This window comes from Bacteroides sp. K03 (genome assembly GCF_019734355.1).
In the GTDB taxonomy this organism is placed as follows: Bacteria; Bacteroidota; Bacteroidia; order Bacteroidales; family Bacteroidaceae; genus Bacteroides; species Bacteroides nordii.
This window is the reverse complement of record NZ_JAASHC010000017.1, coordinates 84,016-104,556: the sequence shown is the minus strand read 5'-3', so window position 1 is coordinate 104,556 and position 20,541 is coordinate 84,016. Positions and strand designations below refer to the sequence as shown.

Genomic DNA, 20,541 nt, shown 5'->3' with positions numbered 1-20,541 from the left:
GCTTTCCTTGGTTAACTTGTTTTAACTACAAAGATAATATTTCAACCTCTATTTATTATGATGCAAATCTAAAGGATTGACGCAAAGACAAGAGATTACAACTCTTTCTCTTCATATTCTTTGCGAAAATCTGTGTTAATCTGCGTTCCAATACAATCAGTATTTTATAATAAGTGCAACCGTCTTCGAATCAGCACTTATTTCACCGTCACTTTCATTGAAGCAGAGTGGGAAACATACTCCGGAGCATAAGCACTCTGGAGCGTTGCCAATCCGGTTTCATACGTTCCGGAACGACTGATACGGTAGCTGTATTCCAATACAAAGACTCCCTTACCCAATCCGTCAAAGAAGAAATTGGTAAATGCATCTTTTATATCGACATAATATCCAAATCCATTGTTCCAACGATAACCGGAAAGTGTTTCTATAGGTTCAAAGCAAGCAGCACGCTGATCTTTCAGTTGGATGAAATCCATCGGACGATCCAGGCGAATCGTCAAACGTGAAACAACCTTGTCGCCAACAACAAGTTCCGTACCGGCTGTAACAGGCTGCAACTGACGAACGTTATTCACCAAGCGTTCTACATACAGTTTCTTATCTACATTCAACTCACCACCTTGCTGTTTCACCTGGCTCATATCTTCCTGATATTGTGCATAAACAGCTCCCCAGGCTATTCCGGCATCTCTTTTCTCAACAGTTACTTTACGGGCGTCTACCACTTTCTTATCAGTAAATGTCTTCTTGATATATCCTAATCCGGGAACGGTTGTCTTGGCAGGTGAAAGTGTTTCCAGCACTTCATTGGCAATAATAATACGTACATCTCCCTGACTTTCGAGCAGCTTGGTACCACCTTGCAACAATGCATAAACAGCATCTGCAGTAGTCACCGGAGAATCCCATGCCTGTGTCTGCTTCTGTTTCAAAAGCCAGAGTTTCATTTCCTCTACCGTTGACGAATCGCCGGAAACAAGTTCAAGGGCTTCCATCACCATCACATGTGCCGGGATTTGCAAACCGCCCCATGAATACGGGTTCTCATTGAAAGCAAAGAACATACCCTGTTCATCCGTCTTTGTCAAAAACTCCTTCAAAGAAGCTATGAATTCCAACGCTTCTTTCTTATGTCCGGCCTTCTCCAGAACAATGGCAGCAAGTGCCTTATCGGTCATAGAACGGGTAGTCAGCGTTTCGGCTACTTTTGAAAGGAAGTAATTGTAAGCAGTCTGATTCTCTGCAAGTGGGATCTGCTCACCGGAAATAGCAATAAGGTAGAGATATTTCAATGCTGAAGCAGAAAGCCCTTTCACTTTATCGCCATTCTTCTCTGCCTTACGGATATTTTTATACTCTTCCAGCACTTCTTTATTGAGGAAGCTGAGAGCAGTACGCTGCATAACCAAAGCATCTCCCTCCAATGGTTTACCAGTCAGCATGGCAAGACGGGCATTCAACTCTACAATATAATTGGTGATATACCGGCTACCATTCATTCCTTTATACCATGCCCAGGAACCGTCGGGCTGCTGAAGTTCCTTCAGACGAGTAAGGGCTGTGATATTATTATTGCGTATATTATTCAGGTCGAATAACGTTGCAATACGCTCTTTCTGCTCTTCTTCGGTTTTCGCTTCCATTACCCAGGGAGACTCGGACAAAAGAATATTCTTCACTTCCTGATTCTTTTGCAGGTTACTAAGGAATGTTTCTTTCGTTCCACCTTGCAGTTTCCAGCTATCAAACACAGCTTTAATACGCGGCTGTGAGTTCATAATGTACGAAGCTAATGTATTTGCATAATAAGCAGTAGCCCAGGAGATAGCATCACTGTTATCGGGCATGCTCAGTGAAGGTAAAGCCTGTATTGCATACCAGGCAGGATTACCGGTGAACTCGATGGTCAGGCGACGGTCGGTTGCCGACTTACTGTGGTCGTTGAACAAACTGTCGAGTGAGAAAACCCGTGTCTCTTCTCCACGAACAGGCATCGGCACAGTCTCTACCAGATTGGCTTTATTACTGAGTACCGGTAACAGATGCTGTTCACCATCGCTGAACGAACCACCGTCAGCAATCATACGGCACCCCAATACATCATACTTATCAGTAACGGTAAACAGGAAATTAACACCGGTAGTGCGTCCGGCTTCTACAGCAAACTTCTGTTTCTGTGTACTAATTATCTTCTCCGTCATCGGATCAAAGAGAATAAAACTGACTGTTCCGGCAAGGTTCTTTCCGGTAAGGTTTGCTACTGAGGCAGCAACAGAGGTATTATCACCTACACGGACAAAACGGGGCAGATTCGGTGTCAGCATAAACTCTTTGCTGGTCACTGCCGATCCGTCGATCATTCCAGTCAGCATGCCTTTGGTATGGGCATATCCACGGAAATTCCAGCGGGTAAGGCTTTGTGGCATAGTAAATGAGAAAGAGACTTCGCCCTGCTCATTGGTCCGAAGTTGCGGATAGAAGAAAGCAGTTTCCGCAAAGTTTGTACGCAGTTCTTCCGTAGCCTCGGGAAGAGTTTCTCCCGCTGCTCCTTCTGCCAGTTCTTCTGTGAAAACAACATCAGCTTTATCACTGGCAGCTTCTTTTGATACCATAGACATCATCGGAGCATTTGCTTCGGATTTCGCTAAGCCTCGTATTCTTACGCCTCTGGCAGCCGTAGAGCCATAAGTATATATCTCAGTTTCGGGAACCATCCCGACAACACCCGGGATAATGAACCGGTCATACGTCATAGGAAGCACCTTCAGACTCTTATATGGAAACCAGTAATTGTAGGAATTCATTCCCCAGTACCCATCCATCCAACGAGCAATGGGCAGTGAAAGGTTATAAATCAACTTCAAGCTCTGAGTATCTTTCCATATTTTATCCAACGAAGCATCGTACATGGTAGCTAACATCTCGGCCATGGCCGGCATTCCTTGTGGAGTTTTAATCGTGAGTTTCCACTCTTCCTCCTGACCGGGACGCAGTTTGTCACGGAACACGTCCCACTTCATCGTCAAGGTTTTGTCCGGCAGACGCTTTGTCATTCTCACCGTTTGCTGATTGACTCCACCGTCTTTTACAAAACAGAATGTAGCAGACAATCCATTGCCATACGCCTCTTTATAGGGGAATTCAAAACGTTCTATAGAATCGGACAGGCGCAATATCCTGCTTTCGAGCATTGTATTGCCACTAAATAGATTCATCATGACGTATGCATCTTTCTTTGAAGTACCCAAATAGAATACAGCCGGATGCGCAGCATCAAACGATGTATTCCCGGCATAATACCATACCGGAATATTTACCGGAGGACGTTTGTCAGCAGTTGAGAAGAGAATAACTTCTTCTTTATTAGTCACTTCCCGTCCCTGGTCATCTTTTGCAGACATCACTAACAGATATTCTCCCGAAGGCACGGAGGTCCATCCCGGAAGAAGTGTATCCTTATTGGATACAAAAGTTCCGGTAAAGGCCGGAGTCCCCTTTATCGCATCTTCGGATTTTGCACCGTCTGCAACCGGATACAGTTTATAAGTCCCTTCTACGCTCACGGGCTGCCCATCAAGATTGGTAGCAATAAAAGTAAGCCGGATGGAATCATCTTTGCATAGCGGATTCTGAATGTTAGCTCCCAGTGTCATGGAGCGATTGCCTACACTCACGTTATAAGAAGAAGTCTGTGTTTCTCCCGCCACATTGGTGACCGTTGCATCTATCCGGAAAACATAATACCCTAAATCCATCTTCTTATCACCTTCCAGCAACACCGGAACAGTGAATTGTCCGTCTTCGTTGAGTAACACGCTCCCCGAAGCAATGGGTTCTACACCCGTCTGTACCCCTCTCCAACCGAAACGTAAGAAACGGGTAACGGTGTAATTTACCGGTAAATCCTGCAACGAAACACCACTAAAGGTCTTAACAGAGCCTTTTACCTCTACCTTATCACCCAGGCTGTAAGAGCCTGTCAGCTTATCGAAAGTAATATCAAAGGTAGGACGTTTGTACTCTTCCACACGAATCGTTGTTGTACCTTTTTCTGTAGATAGTGTAAATGTACCGTTCATACAGGCAGCAGGCAATGTAAATTCTGTTGCAAAAGAACCAAACTCATTGGTCCGAAGTTCTCTCCTGCCTACTTCCTGTCGGTTAGCATCGGTAAGGGTCAACGTATAAGTACGGTTAGCTAACACATTGGCCGTATCCAGTTGCTGCTCATAAGCAATCCCTTTCACATAAACCGTTTGTCCCGGACGATAAAGCGAACGATCTGTCAGAAGTTTCACATAATCAGCAGGTTTATTATCGGTATAGTAAGTATAGTTGCCTCCGTAAATACCTTGCAGAGGCATTGCCATATCCTGTCCTTTGGTAGCAGTGAGGTAACGATATTCTCGTTTATAAGGGAACTTAGCTTTTCCTTCCGCATTGGTAGTGAACTCCGTCAGTTTCTTTTCATCATTGGTATAAAGTGTAATAACAACTCCTTCAATAGGTTGCCCGCTCATACAGTCGAGGGCTATCACTTCATACTGATCACCCGGCAAACGTAATGTCAATACCTTGAAGCGTGTCACATTCAGTTTGCTTTCACTGTTTTCTCTTGCTTTGCTATCGGGAACAATACGCATCACATAGTTACCTTCTGCGGGAGCTTTGAAGGTGAAAACAGTATCCTGTTCCTGATAGTTTTCGGGACGAAGCAAAGAATAATGTTCTTCTGCCACTAACTTCTTCTCTTGATACAAACGTACAGTAAAACCATCCAGATTCTTATGGTTAACCATCAACTTCATGTCGGCACCGGGATAAGCGACTTCATCAGCACGTACATACAAAGCGGGATTCAGAATCTCCAGTTTCAGATTCTTTAAAGCATTGATACGTTTGTAGCCCGGATACAGCCTGACAGCCTCATCACAAATCTGTAAAGCCATTGCCTGTTGTCCTTTCTCAATAGCATATCTTGCTTTAGCCAAATAAACTTCGGCACAAATATCATGAGCTTTAAACTCAGTCCGTAACTTGTCAAGTCCGGCCAGATAAGGGTCTTGCGTCAACCCTATCAACTTTTGTGGCGCACGGTAGGGAACAAAGGTATTATCGGAGTTACGCCGCCAGTCCAGATAATTGAGCATGGTGAGCACGTAGCCATCATCCATATTAACCCTTTTGTAAGTATCAAGCATCTCCTGATAGATATTCTCAATGCCGGCATTCACAACAGAGTCTTTATCCAGCCCATTTACATTTCTCAATGCATCTACTCCACGGCTACCCAACAGATGAAGCATATCGTGGCGATAATATTCGCTGGCATCACCTAACTCTACAAACGGGATATAGATACGTGCGGACGTAGCCAATAACAACTCTTTGTCTTTCAAAGCCTCTGTAGTATGCTGCATCACCTGTTGCACAAACATATTTCCGCTCCATTCACGTATATCAGCAGAAGGAGTTTCATCCACAATATTCGGCCGTTGGAATATCTGCCAGCGGTTACGGGAGGCATAGTCGGAGTAGATACCCGCTATCAACGAATTCAGTACGGCACGGTCCATCGGTTTTTCCGCAGTCTTAGCCCACTGCTCCAGCCCGTTCAGGCTTACATAAAAGCTATCGGGAGTCAGTATCTCGCGGTACTTCATCCGCCACGTGTATGCTTTCAGCATTTGCGGAGAGTTTTTCTCTGTTTCCGCCTTCTTATAAATCTCGTTTGTCAACTGAATAACTGTTTGTGGCAGACTTTTCTGTTCAGCCTGATCCACTTGTTTCCATAATTTGTCAAACGTCTGCGCATTTGCCCAGGGGGCTACTCCTAAAGCAAGCAATACCATCATGCAAATCTGTTTTATTCTCATATGTTCAAAGTTTAAGTCACTTTATATTAGAACAAAGAAACAGAATAAAGTTTAAAGAATGGCACTTTTTAGCTTAAAAAAAATGTAGGGTCTTTTTTAGACTCTACATTTTTATATAATTCTCTATCGTATATTATTGAATTATAGTTCTTCCTTTATAAGCAATATTGTCTCTTTCAAAGGAGGAAGGTGTTTACGTATCACTGTCCAGATAATTTCATAATCAATATTGGCATATTCATGCGAAATAATATTCCGTAAACCAATCACTTTACGCCAGGGAATCTGCGGATACCGGATAAACAAAGCCTGTCTAGTCTTATCGTCAATGGCTTTTATTGTCTCACCAATAACCTGCAAACGCAAAATACAAGCATCAAGTATTGTCATCCCCCACGGTGTTTGCAAGAAATCATCAATATTCTGATAACTCTTACACCGCTCCTCAATCACTTCAACAGACTCTAATATTTGAGCTAACTTATCCGTAATTTCCTCTTTAAATGTAGATTCCATCCTGTTCTATTCTTTTAAGCAATAAATCACGCAACCCTTTTCGCAAACGAAGCAAATCAACTTTGCAGCCACACAGAGATTCAAGTGCTTCCCGAATATCAAACATCGTGAACGGATCTGCCTCTTCCAACTCTACGAACACATCTAAATCGCTATCCAACCGATGTTCCCCCCGGGCAACAGAACCAAAAATACCGATTGAGCGAATACCATATTTAGAGGCAAACTTCTCTTTAAATTGCCTAACATCAGCTATATATTCATTTTTAGTTTTCATCATTCATTCTCAACTATTAGTAACATGATGCGTAAAGATACAAACTATTGAATAAATAACAGAATCTTTTGAAAAAAAACAAATAGTTATCCTCCTTCAGTCAAAACCGTACCTGCACCTGAGCCTGTACCAGATCCGAAGGATCGTTATGTTTCGGACTCAAACGAGTATATTGAACCTGAAGACGACACTTCGGATAAAACCAGTATTGTAAACCAGCCATATAATTTGATTGCTTATCTTCTGCAACGACATCCCGGTTTAAATATTCATAAGAAGCAACGGCTTCCACATTACGAATAATCCGGACACATCCCGTAGCATATCCCCCGTTACTTTTCACATCAGCATCTTTGCCTAACATAAACTCCGTACGCAAGCTCGCCTTTTCTCCTGTTAAGAAAGCTCCCACACTCCAGCGGTTGCGCCGGTAGTTTTCACCCGGTTCTATTCCATGAATTGGTGCTCCCGCAACCGAATGCCCCTTACCGATAACAAAGGAAGTACCCACAGTAAGCCACTCTAAAGGGTTCACCGACAGATAACCCACTACATCCTTTTGAGAATTCTTATCTTTTGTGTTTATACCTTGCCCGTTCATCAACGCCACTTTATAAGTCAGCAGTTTTTTAAACAAATCGCCATAAATCATCAAACCGATATCCCGCCCCCCGCTTGCAGAACAAAGAACATCACTTCCATTGATACCAACCAGATAACATGCCGGTAAAGAATAGCAATTTATCAGCTCCACCGTTGTAGGTGATAACTGATTTTCCATGGTATAGGGTGTTTTAAACTGCCCTACGCGAACAGAAAGTCCCGGCAGGAACTGATAACTTGTATATAATTCCTGCAAGGAACTGACTGCAAAGTCATACATAAAATAACATGACCAACGTTCTGTAATCTTCCCGTCTGCCATAAAAATAACCCGTTTGATATCAAATGTATTATCCGGATCGGCTGCACTGTTATAGGTATATCCCAACTGGGCATATGCCGATAAGTTAATACGTTCTTTCAGGGTATTCACCACTTTACCCAATGTCTCTTGTGCCACCAGAGAGCAGGAAAATAGAAACATAAATAAAATAAAAAGTGTATTTCGCATAGCAATTATCTTAATAAAGGCATAAATAGCTTTACTTTTTGTTGTCGGCACAAATATATAAAAAAAACAGAAAGAAAGCTTTGATAATAAACTATTTCAACTGAATCTTCATCATCATATCCTGCCTGAACTCAAAAACGCACTTCTTATAAGCTGGTGCTCCCATTACACCTTCAGCATTATTACTGAAGCCAAACTTCTCCGTCGGACGTCCGAAAGAGCCGGTATCCAATACTCCATTCTCATTCTCATCCTGAAACAATGAAATGGCATACGTACCGGCAGGTAGTCCCTGACAGGGAACGACCATAACCGAATCCTGCACCGGCACTCTGAATCCAAATACAGGTTTCTTCATGAATGACTCCGTAGAGTTGTAAATACCAACATAGAGATACCCTTTCACGTTCTCTATACCTTCTACTTTCAAGGTTAATGTCTGAGCACTACCTATTACACTTGCAAAAACTAAAAATAAGAAAATCAGATTTGTTTTCATAATCACATGTATTTAAAAATTAGAAACATCGTAAGCAGCTTTCTTACCTAAGGTGATGAAGACACCGAGATAGAAGAAATGATCACTGGAAGCTCGTAACGGGATACCATCTATTCGTCCGAACTCATTCTTACGGCAAAGTATATTGGTGGCCGAAGCATGTATAATTATCTTCTTAGTAGCCAGAAAAGTAATGCCTAAATCAAGGCTGTTATATGGTTTTGCTTCATCATTCATCAGACCGGGACGATTGGGATTATGATATGGACGCCCACTCGCAATCCCTTCCGTAAGGCCAATAATAGTACGCAGCCTGGGAATAGTATATTTCAATACCAAAGAAGCATTATGGCGGGTGGCATACTGCGGAGTAGTCAGTTCACTGTACTCCAAACATTTGCGTTTAGATAGATTGAAGGAATAAGAAAGATAATACTCAAAGTTTTTTAATAAAGAACGATCTTCAAAATAAAGATCAATTCCTTTACTGTTCCCATATCCGCCCGAAGTCAGACCATCGGGAGTAAAAAGTGTAAGACGATTGTACCTTTTGTAATATACCTCTGCTTTATAGAAACGCCCTGCTGCTTCGTACAAAACTCCTACATTATACTGTTCACAAGCTTCGGAACGCAAAGAAGTCTGTTGTGCCAGATATTTATTATCTGCCGATTGGGTATAACGACCCAACGTAGCTGAGAATACAATCTCATTCCAGGTATAACGAAGTGCCAGACGGGGAGAATAACTTATCTTCCGGTTCAGAGATGTATACTCGGTTCTGAAAGAGAGTTCGGCTTTCAAATTCTCAAACGGATAAAGAGTAGCTGTAACAAATCCGGCTTCTACCGTTGGGGCAATATTCTTTTGAGCGGCAAGAAGCCCGAAAGAATAGCGAGTTCTATATTGGCGAAGGAAAGATTCCACTCCCATATCCAGTTGCAAAAAAGGGCGCAAGCGTTTAGTCAGCTTTGCTTTCAGATGTAGTTCGCTCTGACGTTCGTTCCAATTGTCATCGCTTACAGCAGCTCCCCCTACTTTTCGATCAAAAAAAGAGTAAGCTACTCCGGCAAACCAGTTCCAACCGGAAGACGTTTTCGTACGGATGGTGGCATTCAAATAGACATTGTCTTCTTTCAGGCGGAACAGACGACAGTCTTCACCGGTATAGTTAGAAAAATCTGTCCGGTCATAGCCGGCATATATCTTAAAAATTACATTCTCAGCAGGTAGATAACGAAACTGGGTAGCTCCCGAAAACAGTTCATATGGTTTCTCAAAGTTTACTCTTCCCGGATATACTTTATTATAAAAAGCAAGATTCTGATAATCGAGATTCAAAGCAATAGAGCCTTTTCTAAAAGAGCGATTCCCGCCACCACCTATACCAACAGTAGAAGGGCTCATCCCCACTTTATTAATCGGGCTATCATCTTTCGTTTCCAAAGGAAGTACAGCCGATAAGGCTTCACCATACTCTTGTGAATGCCCGCCTGTAGAGAGATTGATACCACTGAACATAAAGGGGGAATACCGTCCGCGTGCCGGGATATTTGTACCGGTAGTAGTATAAGGATTGAGAACATGCATACCGTCTATATAAGTTTGCGTTTCGTCACTGCTTCCACCGCGTACCAGCAAACGTCCGCTTTCTCCCTGTATTTGTGTACCGGGAAGAGTCTTCAATGCCTGATACAGATTACCGCTTGCTCCTCCCACAGTTACCAGTTCCACAGGTTGCATATTACTCCAACGACTGTTCATTTGGGGAGTTTTGCTTCCTTTTACTACCACTTCATCCAGTGAAACACTATCTGAAAAAGAGGTAAGAAATATTGCGTCTTTTACTGCTACCTGCGACTGCACATGAACAGAAAAGAGAAACAAAGCTACGATTGAGATAAAAAACAGATCTTTCATTTTTTTGCTTGCTAACGTTTTCACCGGCAAACATAAAGGAAAGAACAGAGGGAAAAAAATATCCGGGACAGACAGCCCGGATATGTGATAAATGACCTATTCGTTGTGACGAATTGCTTTGTTTTGTGACGAACGGCTATGCCTCATTCATGTTCTCTATCAGTGTTTTGATCTCTTTGCCATAAGCACGTGAAACGGGTATTTCCTCTTCACAGCCATCGAGCGAAAGACGATATCCCTGCGAGTTTCCACTCACCCGGGACACTGCATGTAAGTTGACCAGGAATGCACGATGACACTTAATAATGAAAGGATAAACAGCCGTTGCCTCTTCAGCCTGCTTCATTGTCATACGTAGCAGCTTTCTTACCGGTTCATGACTCTTCCGATAAGTTATCTTCACATAATTACCATCCGCCTCTACGAAAAACAAATCGGATGTATTCACTTCCAATACTTCTTTGACACCACCTGCAAAAAGAATCACAGTATCCTCCCGCTCCACTCTTTCAACATTTGCAGTAGCAGCCGATCTCTGAAGATGCAAATTCATTTCTGTAGCTTCTTTGAGATGGAAGGCCAATAGCCGGTTTCGGTTCAGCAAGATAAAAAGTACAGAGGGAAAAAAGCCTATGATCACCGTACAAAGCAGGAAGCTGTAAAAAATATCCAGGCGAAATCCCCAATTGAATACAATGGCGGAATAAAGCCAGTTTCCAATGGCTATAAAAAAGAAAATATATACCTGACTAAGAATATGTTTCCCAACCGTCCAGCGATCATCCTCATAATACGCCGGAAATAACGCAGGGAACAAATAAACCGGAATACAGAGAAACACTGCTGTCACTGCCATATATCCCAATAAGATACCCAATTTATGATGTCCGATACTGCTTATACCAAACGGCTGTAACAAAGCTAATATTAAAAACACAATAACAGATGAGATCACTGCAATCTTCCAGCGCTGATAAAATACAGGATAAGGACTATTAAGGTAATTAAGCAGTTTTTTCATGCGAATATCTTTTATCTACTACAAAGTAAAGCATTTGTTACCATAACTGAAAAGAATCACTCAAAAAACAATCGGAGCGTTTTTGATCACTCCTCAAAGAGTCATAGAATACTATAAACAAGCTCCTACCGATACTATAGTTATCAAAAAAAGAATTATAAATATTCGAAAGAATGAATCAAAGAGCTGAATAAGATCGTCACAATAATCTTAAACCACTGATTTTCAACAAGAATAGGATCACAAAGACAAGGTATACAAAAGTGTACACTTTTAAAGTACAAGGTTGTACACTATAGTCACGCAAAAATGTACATTTATAGAGTGCAAAATTGTACACTCTTGCCTACGAAAGTTATATCGTTAAAATTTTGCATTAACAATGTTAACCTATAGACACACCATAATAGGAATTACATTCAGCCAAGCACAATGTTTGTAAAGATTTATAATATATCAATAATTAATAGAAAGAATAAAATACAACACTTTAATGATAAAAAGACTCAACACGCATCACTATTTACAACAGTCTATATATCAAGATGTTACATTTCAGCATTTTCACTCTACGAGAAACGAGTAAAAACTCTACGAGAAACGACCCATTTCTCGTAGAGTTTCGACCAGATCATCGTAGAGAAACCTAATAAAGATTTATAAAATATGACATTCTTATATAAAAGAGGAATAGCAGCCAATCCTACATTGTAACGAAAAATAAAAAAAGTAACACAATACCTCTCTTACCGCACATAGTAATAGAAGATTGTATTTATTAAACAGATTCTTATTTACTCAAAAAGCCCTGTCCACCAAGTTAAGTGGGCAGGGCTTGTATACTTTGAATGAGTTCTTTTACATATTTACTTCACCGGAGTCTGTTCTAATGTAGCCACCAGGAAGTCATAGAATTTTTGCACAGTAGGAATCAATGCACGTTCGTCCGGAGAGTGCGGTGAACGCAATGTAGGACCAAAGGAAATCATATCCAGTCCCGGAATTATAGCACCAATAATACCACACTCCAATCCGGCATGAATTACTTTCACAGCAGGTTCTACGCCAAACTGTTTCTTATAAGATTCTTTCATTGCATGCAAAATCGGAGAATTTACATTCGGTTGCCAACCGGAATATCCACCTGTCATTGTTACTTTCATTCCGGCCATAGAGAAACAGCATTCAAGACTTGTAGTCAAATACTCTTTCATACTGTCACTTGAGCTACGAGCAAGAATCTTGATATCTGCTTTACCACCACCAATACTAATAATAGCCAGATTAGAAGAAGTTTCTACAGTATCAGGAACGGTAGGAATCATACGGGTTACCCCATTCTGGCAGGCAAAGATAGCATCTACCAGATTATCCTGAATTTCTTCCGGAATCTGCCCCGCAGGCATATCTACCCGTTCGGCCTTGAAACTGATAGGAGTTTCGATAGCAGAAAACTCTTCATTGAAAAGGTCCTCACAATATTTTACCAGGCCTAACAACTCTTCTTCATTTTCGGCAGGAATAGTAACGATGGCAGAAGCCTCACGCGGAATAGCATTACGCATATTTCCACCCTCCCAGCAAGACAGGCGGGCTTCGTAAGTGGCAATTGCTTCGCGAACAAAACGTACAAGCAACTTATTAGCATTCGCACGTCCCTGATTGATTTCCAGTCCGGAGTGTCCACCGCGTAATCCCTTCAATGTGACCTTGATGGCAATATCACCCTCTTCGGGTTCCACCTCTTTATATTCAAGCGTAGCTGTAACATCCATACCACCTGCACAGCCGATATAGAGTTCGCCCTCATCTTCCGAATCCAGATTTAACAGGATTTCTCCGTTCAACGTTCCCGGCTTAAGTCCGAAAGCACCATACATCCCTGTCTCTTCATCCTTTGTGATAAGAGCTTCCAATGGACCGTGTTTCAAATCTTTGGCTTCCAGAACAGCCATGATAGCAGCTACCCCCAGTCCATTATCGGCACCCAGCGTAGTGCCTTTGGCTTTCACCCAGTCACCGTCTATATAAGTTTCAATAGGATCTTTTTCAAAATCATGTATTGTATCATTATTCTTCTGAGGCACCATGTCCATATGAGCCTGTAAAATTACTCCTTTACGGTTTTCCATACCCGGAGTAGCAGGTTTGCGGATAATAACATTACCAACTTCGTCTACAAATGATTCCAGTCCCAGGCTGTTTCCGAAATTAAGAAGAAACTCAGTTATTCTTTCCATATGTCCCGACGGACGCGGAATCTGAGTTAATGAATAAAAATGCTTCCACACATTCTGTGGAGCTAAAGAGAGGATTGTACTCATAACGAATTAATTTTAGGTTCTTATTTTCGTTGTCTATGAGTTAGTGGTAAAGCCACTAAACCATATATTCCCAACAAAACTACTAAAAAGGTTTGAATTCCGTGTACAATCAAGGCAAATATTCCTGCATCAGTTGCATTTACTCCGTAAAGCATCATCATCGAGATAACAGCAAAATGCCAGGGCCCGGCTCCGTTGGGAGTAGGAACGATAACAGCAAATGTACCGCCTACAAACATAACAAGTGCGGCAAGAATACCCAGATGAGCGGTAAACCCAAAACAATAGAATGTGAGATAAAAGTGAAAAAAATAACAAACCCAAATAAGGATTGTATACAAAATGAAAAGAGGAATATTTTTCACATTCTTCAAAGACATCACTCCTTCCCAAACGTTAAGGACAACTCCTTTTACTTTTTCAAAAAAAGACAACGCTCGCATCAAATAGTAAAGAAGTACTATTACTCCAATAATGCAAAACAAAACGATATAGAACCATACAGATGTCAACAAGTGAACAATGGAAGGAATCTTAGTCCCGGTTTCTTCAAAGAAAGTGAGAAAAACAGGCATCTGTAATAAGAATGTGATACCAGTAATAAAAACGATGCAAATAGTATCAATCAGCCGTTCGGTAACTACCGTACCCAAAGATTTTGCAAACGAGACATTATCATATTTGGCAAGGACACCACAACGGGACACTTCTCCTACCCGAGGTAATATAAGATTGGTAGCATAGGAAATGAAAATAGCATTTACACAGTCGCTCGTTTTCGGAAAAGCTCCCAAAGGTTCCAACGTTTGCTTCCAGCGCCAACCACGAAAGACATGACTGAATACACCAAATGCTAATGAAAAAAGCATCCACCACCAGTTTACGCCATGCCGTAGCACATCACCTGCCTTTGCAAAATCGAAGTCACGATAGACCCAGTACAAGATAAAGCCTCCCAAAACCAGTGGTAAAATAAGTTTCAGAGCCTTTTTTATTAGTTTCTTCATTCTTAATTCTTTATTCTTCAAGTAAAAGAATTACCTTTGTCGACTGCAAAAGTAACTATTTAGTTGATAAATGAAATTAGTAAAGCCTAAAAAGTTTCTCGGACAGCACTTCCTGAAAGACCTTAAAGTGGCACAGGATATTGCCGACACTGTTGATACGTTTCCTACACTTCCTATTCTGGAAGTTGGGCCGGGAATGGGTGTGCTCACACAGTTTCTTGTGAAAAAGGAACGCCCGGTGAAAGTAGTAGAGGTAGATTATGAATCGGTAGCCTATCTGCGCGAAGCTTATCCGTCACTGGAAGACTGTATTATTGAGGACGACTTTCTCAAAATGAATCTGCAACGTGTCTTTAATGGCAACCAGTTCGTGTTAACCGGAAATTATCCTTATAACATATCCAGTCAGATTTTTTTCAAGATGCTCGAAAATAAAGATCTGATACCTTGTTGTACCGGTATGATTCAGAAAGAAGTTGCCGAACGTATTGCAGCAGGGCCGGGAAGCAAGACTTATGGTATTCTCAGCGTATTGATACAAGCATGGTATCGGGTGGAATATCTCTTTACGGTCAGCGAACATGTCTTCAATCCGCCCCCAAAAGTAAAAAGCGCCGTAATACGTATGACACGTAATGAAACAGTTGAACTGGGATGTGACGAAAAACTATTCAAACAAGTAGTAAAAACCACTTTTAATCAACGTAGAAAAACATTACGTAATTCTATTAAACCAATATTAGGCAAAGAATGTCCGCTGACAGAAGATGTTTTATTCAATAAACGGCCGGAACAACTATCGGTACAGCAGTTCATTGACTTGACTAACAGTGTAGAAGAAGCTCTAAAGAGTCACAAGGTAAAGATCGATGTTGACAATATGGAATAAAATAAATAAAGATACACTGGAAAAAGGAAGAATAGGAATCTTATTTTTTATCCTATTCCTTCCTTGTCTGTCCAGCCTGTTCATGTCTGTCGATATACAAAAAGAATTCAGTGACAGGATTGGCTATCTACTTCTATATACACTTGTATTATTGCTTCCTCTTTCTTTTTTGAAGAGCAAAATCTATTTCCTTTTTGAAGGTATTTTCCTATTATTTGCACCAATTGAGATAATGCATCTGAAACTGTTAGGAATGCCGGTTTCGTCCCCATTCATAACCTCCATGCTTCAAACAGACTTCAAAGAGAGCATGGAAGTTCTGTCTTCTTTCAAATTAGAAATTATCATAATGCTGTTAGTATGGGGGATTTACTTTATACAAGTATATAAAATTCCAAACCGCTACTTAGGAACTAAATGGTTTCGCATAGCTTTAATTCCCCTTTTCATCATCTGGAATGTTACTCTGTTTGCAAATACATTCCTGTCATCCCCTTCCGGCAGCACTTTTTCGGGACGTTTGGTAGTCAGTTCGTACCGGGTTGTGCACCAGTATTATAAAATCTTTCCCGTGAACTTGTTCCTATCTTATACCAAGCATCTGAAAGACAACTCGGAGGTCAAGGCCATGAATGAAAGATTAAAGTCGTTTAAATTTGACGTACAAAGTCTGACTCCACCCAATGAAAAAGAAATATATGTTCTGGTTATCGGAGAATCTGCCCGTGCAGACCATTTCTCTATAAATGGCTATGAAAGAAAAACAACTCCACTACTTGAGCATACAGAGAATCTGGTTAGCTTTGGAGATGTACTTTCTACAGCCAATATTACGGTCAGAGCACTTCCATTATTGCTAAGCCGTGCTACTCCGGAATCACCGGAGATAGCATATCAGGAAAAAACACTTCCGGAAGCGTTTAAAGAGTGTGGTTTTTCTACAGCGTGGATTGCCAACCAATCTTTCAATGATCCCTACGTTCTTCGGATTGCTCATAACTCAGACTACCATCACTTTGAATTAGTAGACTACGGTGCCGACAACAATTATGATGAAAAATTATTGCCTCAACTGGATAAAGTACTTGCTTGTAATAAGCAAAAGCAATTTATTATAATTCATACATTGGGCAATCATTTCAAATATAACTACCGACATCCCGAAAACTTTGCAAAGTTCAAACCGGCAATGCCTAAGGATTTTAGTTACAATGAGATTAATAAAGATAAAAAAACAATTGTCACTAACTCATACGACAACTCGGTTCTGTATACTGATTTTATATTATCCGAAATCATAAAAAGGGTACAGCAACAATCATGTATAGCTGCTGTCAGTTACATTTCAGATCATGCAGAAAATCTATATGATGACGGTACCGAAGAATTGATGCATAGTAGCCCAAATCCGAGTCGGAATGAAGTACACGTGCCCTTTATCATATGGCTTTCTGATTGCTATAGAAAACAGTTTCCGGAAATATATGATATATTGAACAGTCACAAAGACAGTCCAATCAGCTCCAATAACTTATTTCACACAATGCTGAAGATTAGTAATATCACCTATCCGGATGAAAAGCCCGATCTCAGCATTACATCCGAAGAGTTTCAGGGAGACAGTATCAGAGAAGTATTAACACCCAATGGAAAAATAGTATATCTTCATTAAATATCAGATATAAATTAAGATGAACGAGGAATACATAGACAACGTCAAACAACTTATTGAGCAAAAAGATGCTAATAAGGTTAAGGAATTTCTTATCAACCTTCATCCGGCTGATATAGCCGAGTTGTGTAATGACCTCAACCCGGAAGAGGCCCGTTTTGTCTACCGGTTGCTCGACAACGAGACCGCTGCCGACGTATTAGTGGAAATGGACGAGGACGTTCGTAAAGAATTCCTCGAAATTCTACCTTCAGAAACAATCGCCAAACGTTTTGTTGATTACATGGATACGGACGATGCCGTAGACCTGATGCGAGAACTTGATGAAGAAAAGCAAGAAGAAGTTCTTTCACATATTGAAGACATAGAACAGGCAGGCGATATCGTCGACCTTTTGAAGTATGACGAAGATACAGCCGGTGGTTTGATGGGAACTGAAATGGTGCTCGTTAACGAAAACTGGAGTATGCCGGAGTGCCTGAAAGAGATGCGTCAGCAAGCAGAAGAACTAGATGAAATCTACTACGTATATGTAATAGACGATGACGAGCGGCTACGTGGTATTTTCCCTTTAAAGAAGATGATCACTTCACCTTCCGTATCAAAAGTGAAACACGTGATGCAGAAAGATCCGATCTCTGTACATGTAGACACACCCATTGACGAAGTTGCCCAAATCATTGAAAAGTATGACCTTGTAGCCATTCCGGTATTAGATAGCATCGGACGACTCGTCGGACAGATCACCGTTGACGACGTAATGGATGAAGTACGTGAACAATCAGAACGTGACTATCAGTTAGCTTCCGGACTTTCACAAGACGTAGAAACAGACGATAACGTTCTTCGTCAAACCACCGCACGTCTTCCCTGGCTACTTATTGGTATGTTGGGCGGTATCGGTAATTCCATGATATTAGGAAACTTCGATGCAACCTTTGCCGCCCACCCTGAAATGGCTCTCTATATCCCACTAATCGGAGGTACGGGAGGAAATGTCGGAACACAATCTTCAGCACTCATCGTGCAGGGATTGGCTAACAGTTCTCTCGATACTAAAAACACTTTTAAGCAAGTTACTAAAGAGGCAATAGTAGCATTAATCAATGCAACAATTATTTCTTTATTAGTATATACATATAATTTCATTCGCTTTGGCGCCATGGCAACCGTTACCTATTCTGTATCTATCAGTTTATTTGCAGTAGTAATGTTTGCTTCTATTTTTGGTACTTTAGTCCCGATGACACTTGAAAAGCTTAAAATAGACCCTGCCATTGCTACAGGACCGTTTATAGCCATCACAAATGACATTATCGGCATGATGCTTTATATGGGAATTACTGTTTTATTGTCCTAAATGAAAGATAAATAAAAAAAAATCAGGCAAAAAAGTATGAAGTAATCGTTTTATTTCATTAATTTGTGACCTAATGTAATAAAGAAGGAGTTAAATCCCCATTTCCTAAAACGAATATACAATGATGGACTCTCATGACACTAACCAACCTTTGAATCCAGGGGAGTTAGAAGAAGAAAAGAAAACAGTTGAGGTTTCTGAAACTATAACAGAAACTCCAGCCGAAGAAACAAATGCTGAAAAACAACCCGAAACAGCTCCTCGGCTAGTAACAAAAGAGGAAGTACTTGCACGGATGAAAGAACTTGCTCAAGATGCAGAAAATGCCAACAAGCAAGAATTGGACAGTTTAAAGCAATCTTTTTATAAGATACATAATGCCGAACAGGAAGCGGCCAGGAAGCTATTTGTTGAAAATGGCGGTTCAGAAGAAGACTACGTACCACAAAGTGATGCGATAGAAGAAGAGTTCAAAAATGTGATGGCTGTTATCAAAGAAAAAAGAGGCGCCCAGATTGCCGAGATGGAAAAGCAGAAAGAAGAAAATCTGCAAATCAAGCTTTCAATCATAGAAGAGCTCAAAGAATTGGTAGAATCGCCTGATGACGCTAACAAATCATATACAGAATTCAAAAAGCTACAACAGCAGTGGAATGAAACCAAATTGGTTCCCCAGGCTAAAGTAAACGAACTCTGGAAGAACTATCAGCTATATGTAGAAAAATTCTATGACATACTGAAGCTTAACAATGAATTCCGCGAATATGATTTCAAGAAAAATCTTGAGATAAAGAATCGTCTTATCGAAGCAGCTGAGAAACTCGCAAATGAAGAAGATGTTGTTTCGGCTTTCCATCAATTACAGAAGTTACACCAGGAATTCCGTGATACAGGTCCTGTAGCAAAAGAACTTCGTGATGAGGTATGGAACCGCTTTAAAACAGCATCTACAGTAGTCAATCGTCGTCATCAACAGCACTTCGAAGCTTTAAAAGAAGCCGAACAACATAATCTGGATCAGAAAACAGTGATTTGTGAAATCGTAGAAGCTATCACATACGACGATTTGAAAACATTCTCAGCCTGGGAAAATAAAACACAGGAAGTTATTGCTCTGCAAAACAAATGGAAAACAATCGGTTTTGCACCACAAAAGATGAATGTGAAAATATTCGAACGCTTCCGTCATGCCTGCGATGACTTTTTCAAGAAAAAAGGAGAGTTCTTCAAAGCATTGAAAGAAGGAATGAACGAAAATCTGGAGAAGAAAAAAGCGTTGTGTGAAAAAGCAGAAGCGTTGAAAGACAGTACCGACTGGAAAGCAACAGCCGACGCATTGACCAAATTGCAGAAAGAGTGGAAAACGATCGGACCAGTTTCAAAAAAATACTCAGATGTAGTATGGAAACGTTTTATTTCTGCTTGTGACTATTTCTTTGAACAGAAAAATAAAGCAACTTCTTCACAACGTTCTGTCGAAATAGAGAACATGGAGAAGAAGAAAGATATTATCAACCAGCTAACCGCTATTGACGAATCCATGGATACGGAAGAAGCAGGCAAACAGGTTCGCGAACTGATGAAAGACTGGAACGCCATAGGACACGTGCCATTCAAGGAAAAAGATAAGCTGTACAAACAATACCATACTTTGATTGATCAACTGTTCGAGCGTTTTAATATAAGCGCTTCAAACAAGAAATTGAGTAATTTCAAATCCAACATCAGTAGTATTCAAGGAGGAGGATCACAAACTCTATACAGAGAACGCGAAAAACTGGTTCGCGCATATGAAAATATGAAAAGCGAACTCCAAACTTATGAAAACAATCTTGGTTTCCTGACATCTGCTTCTAAAAAGGGAAATAGCCTGTTAACGGAACTCAATCGAAAAGTAGACAAGTTGAAAGCTGATCTGGAATTGGTTTTGCAGAAAATTAAAGTAATTGATGAATCAATTAAAGAAGAAGAGTAAACAAAAAGCAGTAAAAATATAAAAAATAAAGGGAATGCATCAAAAAACATGAATGATTGCATTCCCTTTATTTTTATATAGGTTTTAG

Annotated in this window: 12 protein-coding genes and 1 pseudogene; 4 read left to right on the top strand and 9 right to left on the bottom strand. The window is 40.7% G+C overall.

Annotated features, from left to right (window positions below):
- Positions 1 to 197 precede the first annotated feature (197 nt).
- The 9 genes and pseudogenes from HCG69_RS13170 to HCG69_RS13130 form a co-directional block, all read right to left on the bottom strand.
- Complete coding sequence (locus tag HCG69_RS13170) at positions 198 to 5,879, bottom strand: alpha-2-macroglobulin family protein (protein WP_221650402.1); 5,682 nt, start codon at positions 5,877 to 5,879, stop codon at positions 198 to 200.
- 141 nt (positions 5,880 to 6,020) lie between these two features.
- The gene (locus tag HCG69_RS13165) at positions 6,021 to 6,395 is read right to left on the bottom strand and encodes a DUF86 domain-containing protein (protein WP_002559307.1); all 375 of its coding nucleotides are present in this window, start codon (positions 6,393 to 6,395) and stop codon (positions 6,021 to 6,023) included.
- A complete protein-coding gene (locus HCG69_RS13160; protein ID WP_221650407.1) occupies positions 6,379 to 6,672 on the bottom strand; it encodes a nucleotidyltransferase family protein in 294 nt (97 codons plus the stop codon). The genes HCG69_RS13165 and HCG69_RS13160 overlap by 17 nt, the downstream gene beginning before the upstream one ends.
- Positions 6,673 to 6,772: 100 nt before the next feature.
- On the bottom strand, positions 6,773 to 7,786 hold the full coding sequence (locus HCG69_RS13155; RefSeq protein ID WP_221650401.1) for a porin: 1,014 nt from the start codon (positions 7,784 to 7,786) through the stop codon (positions 6,773 to 6,775).
- Between the two features lie 91 nt (positions 7,787 to 7,877).
- Entirely contained in the window at positions 7,878 to 8,285 is a 408-nt protein-coding gene (locus tag HCG69_RS13150; RefSeq protein WP_221650400.1) for a DUF2141 domain-containing protein, read from the bottom strand.
- Between the two features lie 12 nt (positions 8,286 to 8,297).
- Positions 8,298 to 10,239 (bottom strand): annotated as a pseudogene (locus HCG69_RS13145) (TonB-dependent receptor plug domain-containing protein).
- A 102-nt stretch (positions 10,240 to 10,341) separates the two neighbouring features.
- Positions 10,342 to 11,226 carry a LytTR family transcriptional regulator DNA-binding domain-containing protein gene (locus tag HCG69_RS13140; RefSeq protein ID WP_221650398.1) on the bottom strand — a complete coding sequence of 295 codons (885 nt, stop codon included), beginning with the start codon at positions 11,224 to 11,226 and terminating at the stop codon, positions 10,342 to 10,344.
- 866 nt (positions 11,227 to 12,092) lie between these two features.
- On the bottom strand, positions 12,093 to 13,550 hold the full coding sequence (locus HCG69_RS13135) for an aminoacyl-histidine dipeptidase (RefSeq protein ID WP_007484065.1): 1,458 nt from the start codon (positions 13,548 to 13,550) through the stop codon (positions 12,093 to 12,095).
- A gap of 20 nt (positions 13,551 to 13,570) precedes the next feature.
- Positions 13,571 to 14,557, bottom strand: a complete 987-nt coding sequence (locus HCG69_RS13130) for a lysylphosphatidylglycerol synthase transmembrane domain-containing protein (RefSeq protein WP_221650397.1) — start codon at positions 14,555 to 14,557, stop codon at positions 13,571 to 13,573.
- 70 nt (positions 14,558 to 14,627) lie between these two features.
- Between HCG69_RS13130 and rsmA the strand changes: the two genes are divergently transcribed.
- The 4 genes from rsmA (at position 14,628) to HCG69_RS13110 (ending at position 20,453) form a co-directional block, all read left to right on the top strand.
- Complete coding sequence (gene rsmA, locus HCG69_RS13125; protein WP_221650396.1) at positions 14,628 to 15,446, top strand: 16S rRNA (adenine(1518)-N(6)/adenine(1519)-N(6))-dimethyltransferase RsmA; 819 nt, start codon at positions 14,628 to 14,630, stop codon at positions 15,444 to 15,446.
- The gene (locus HCG69_RS13120; protein WP_221650395.1) at positions 15,427 to 17,118 is read left to right on the top strand and encodes a phosphoethanolamine transferase; all 1,692 of its coding nucleotides are present in this window, start codon (positions 15,427 to 15,429) and stop codon (positions 17,116 to 17,118) included. Before rsmA ends, HCG69_RS13120 begins: the two co-directional genes overlap by 20 nt.
- Before the next feature lie 19 nt (positions 17,119 to 17,137).
- Positions 17,138 to 18,478, top strand: coding sequence for a magnesium transporter (gene mgtE, locus HCG69_RS13115; RefSeq protein ID WP_221650394.1), 1,341 nt, complete (start codon positions 17,138 to 17,140; stop codon positions 18,476 to 18,478).
- Positions 18,479 to 18,599: 121 nt separating this feature from the next.
- Complete coding sequence (locus tag HCG69_RS13110; RefSeq protein WP_221650393.1) at positions 18,600 to 20,453, top strand: DUF349 domain-containing protein; 1,854 nt, start codon at positions 18,600 to 18,602, stop codon at positions 20,451 to 20,453.
- Positions 20,454 to 20,541 lie beyond the last annotated feature (88 nt).

What these genes read in the sequence shown, in the direction of transcription:
- HCG69_RS13170 (WP_221650402.1), bottom strand. Translation starts at nt 5,879, where the DNA reads ATGAGAATAAAACAGATTTGCATGATGGTATTGCTTGCTTTAGGAGTA.
- HCG69_RS13165 (WP_002559307.1), bottom strand. Translation starts at nt 6,395, where the DNA reads ATGGAATCTACATTTAAAGAGGAAATTACGGATAAGTTAGCTCAAATA.
- HCG69_RS13160 (WP_221650407.1), bottom strand. Translation starts at nt 6,672, where the DNA reads ATGAAAACTAAAAATGAATATATAGCTGATGTTAGGCAATTTAAAGAG.
- HCG69_RS13155 (WP_221650401.1), bottom strand. Translation starts at nt 7,786, where the DNA reads ATGCGAAATACACTTTTTATTTTATTTATGTTTCTATTTTCCTGCTCT.
- HCG69_RS13150 (WP_221650400.1), bottom strand. Translation starts at nt 8,285, where the DNA reads ATGAAAACAAATCTGATTTTCTTATTTTTAGTTTTTGCAAGTGTAATA.
- HCG69_RS13140 (WP_221650398.1), bottom strand. Translation starts at nt 11,226, where the DNA reads ATGAAAAAACTGCTTAATTACCTTAATAGTCCTTATCCTGTATTTTAT.
- HCG69_RS13135 (WP_007484065.1), bottom strand. Translation starts at nt 13,550, where the DNA reads ATGAGTACAATCCTCTCTTTAGCTCCACAGAATGTGTGGAAGCATTTT.
- HCG69_RS13130 (WP_221650397.1), bottom strand. Translation starts at nt 14,557, where the DNA reads ATGAAGAAACTAATAAAAAAGGCTCTGAAACTTATTTTACCACTGGTT.
- rsmA (WP_221650396.1), top strand. Translation starts at nt 14,628, where the DNA reads ATGAAATTAGTAAAGCCTAAAAAGTTTCTCGGACAGCACTTCCTGAAA.
- HCG69_RS13120 (WP_221650395.1), top strand. Translation starts at nt 15,427, where the DNA reads ATGTTGACAATATGGAATAAAATAAATAAAGATACACTGGAAAAAGGA.
- mgtE (WP_221650394.1), top strand. Translation starts at nt 17,138, where the DNA reads ATGAACGAGGAATACATAGACAACGTCAAACAACTTATTGAGCAAAAA.
- HCG69_RS13110 (WP_221650393.1), top strand. Translation starts at nt 18,600, where the DNA reads ATGATGGACTCTCATGACACTAACCAACCTTTGAATCCAGGGGAGTTA.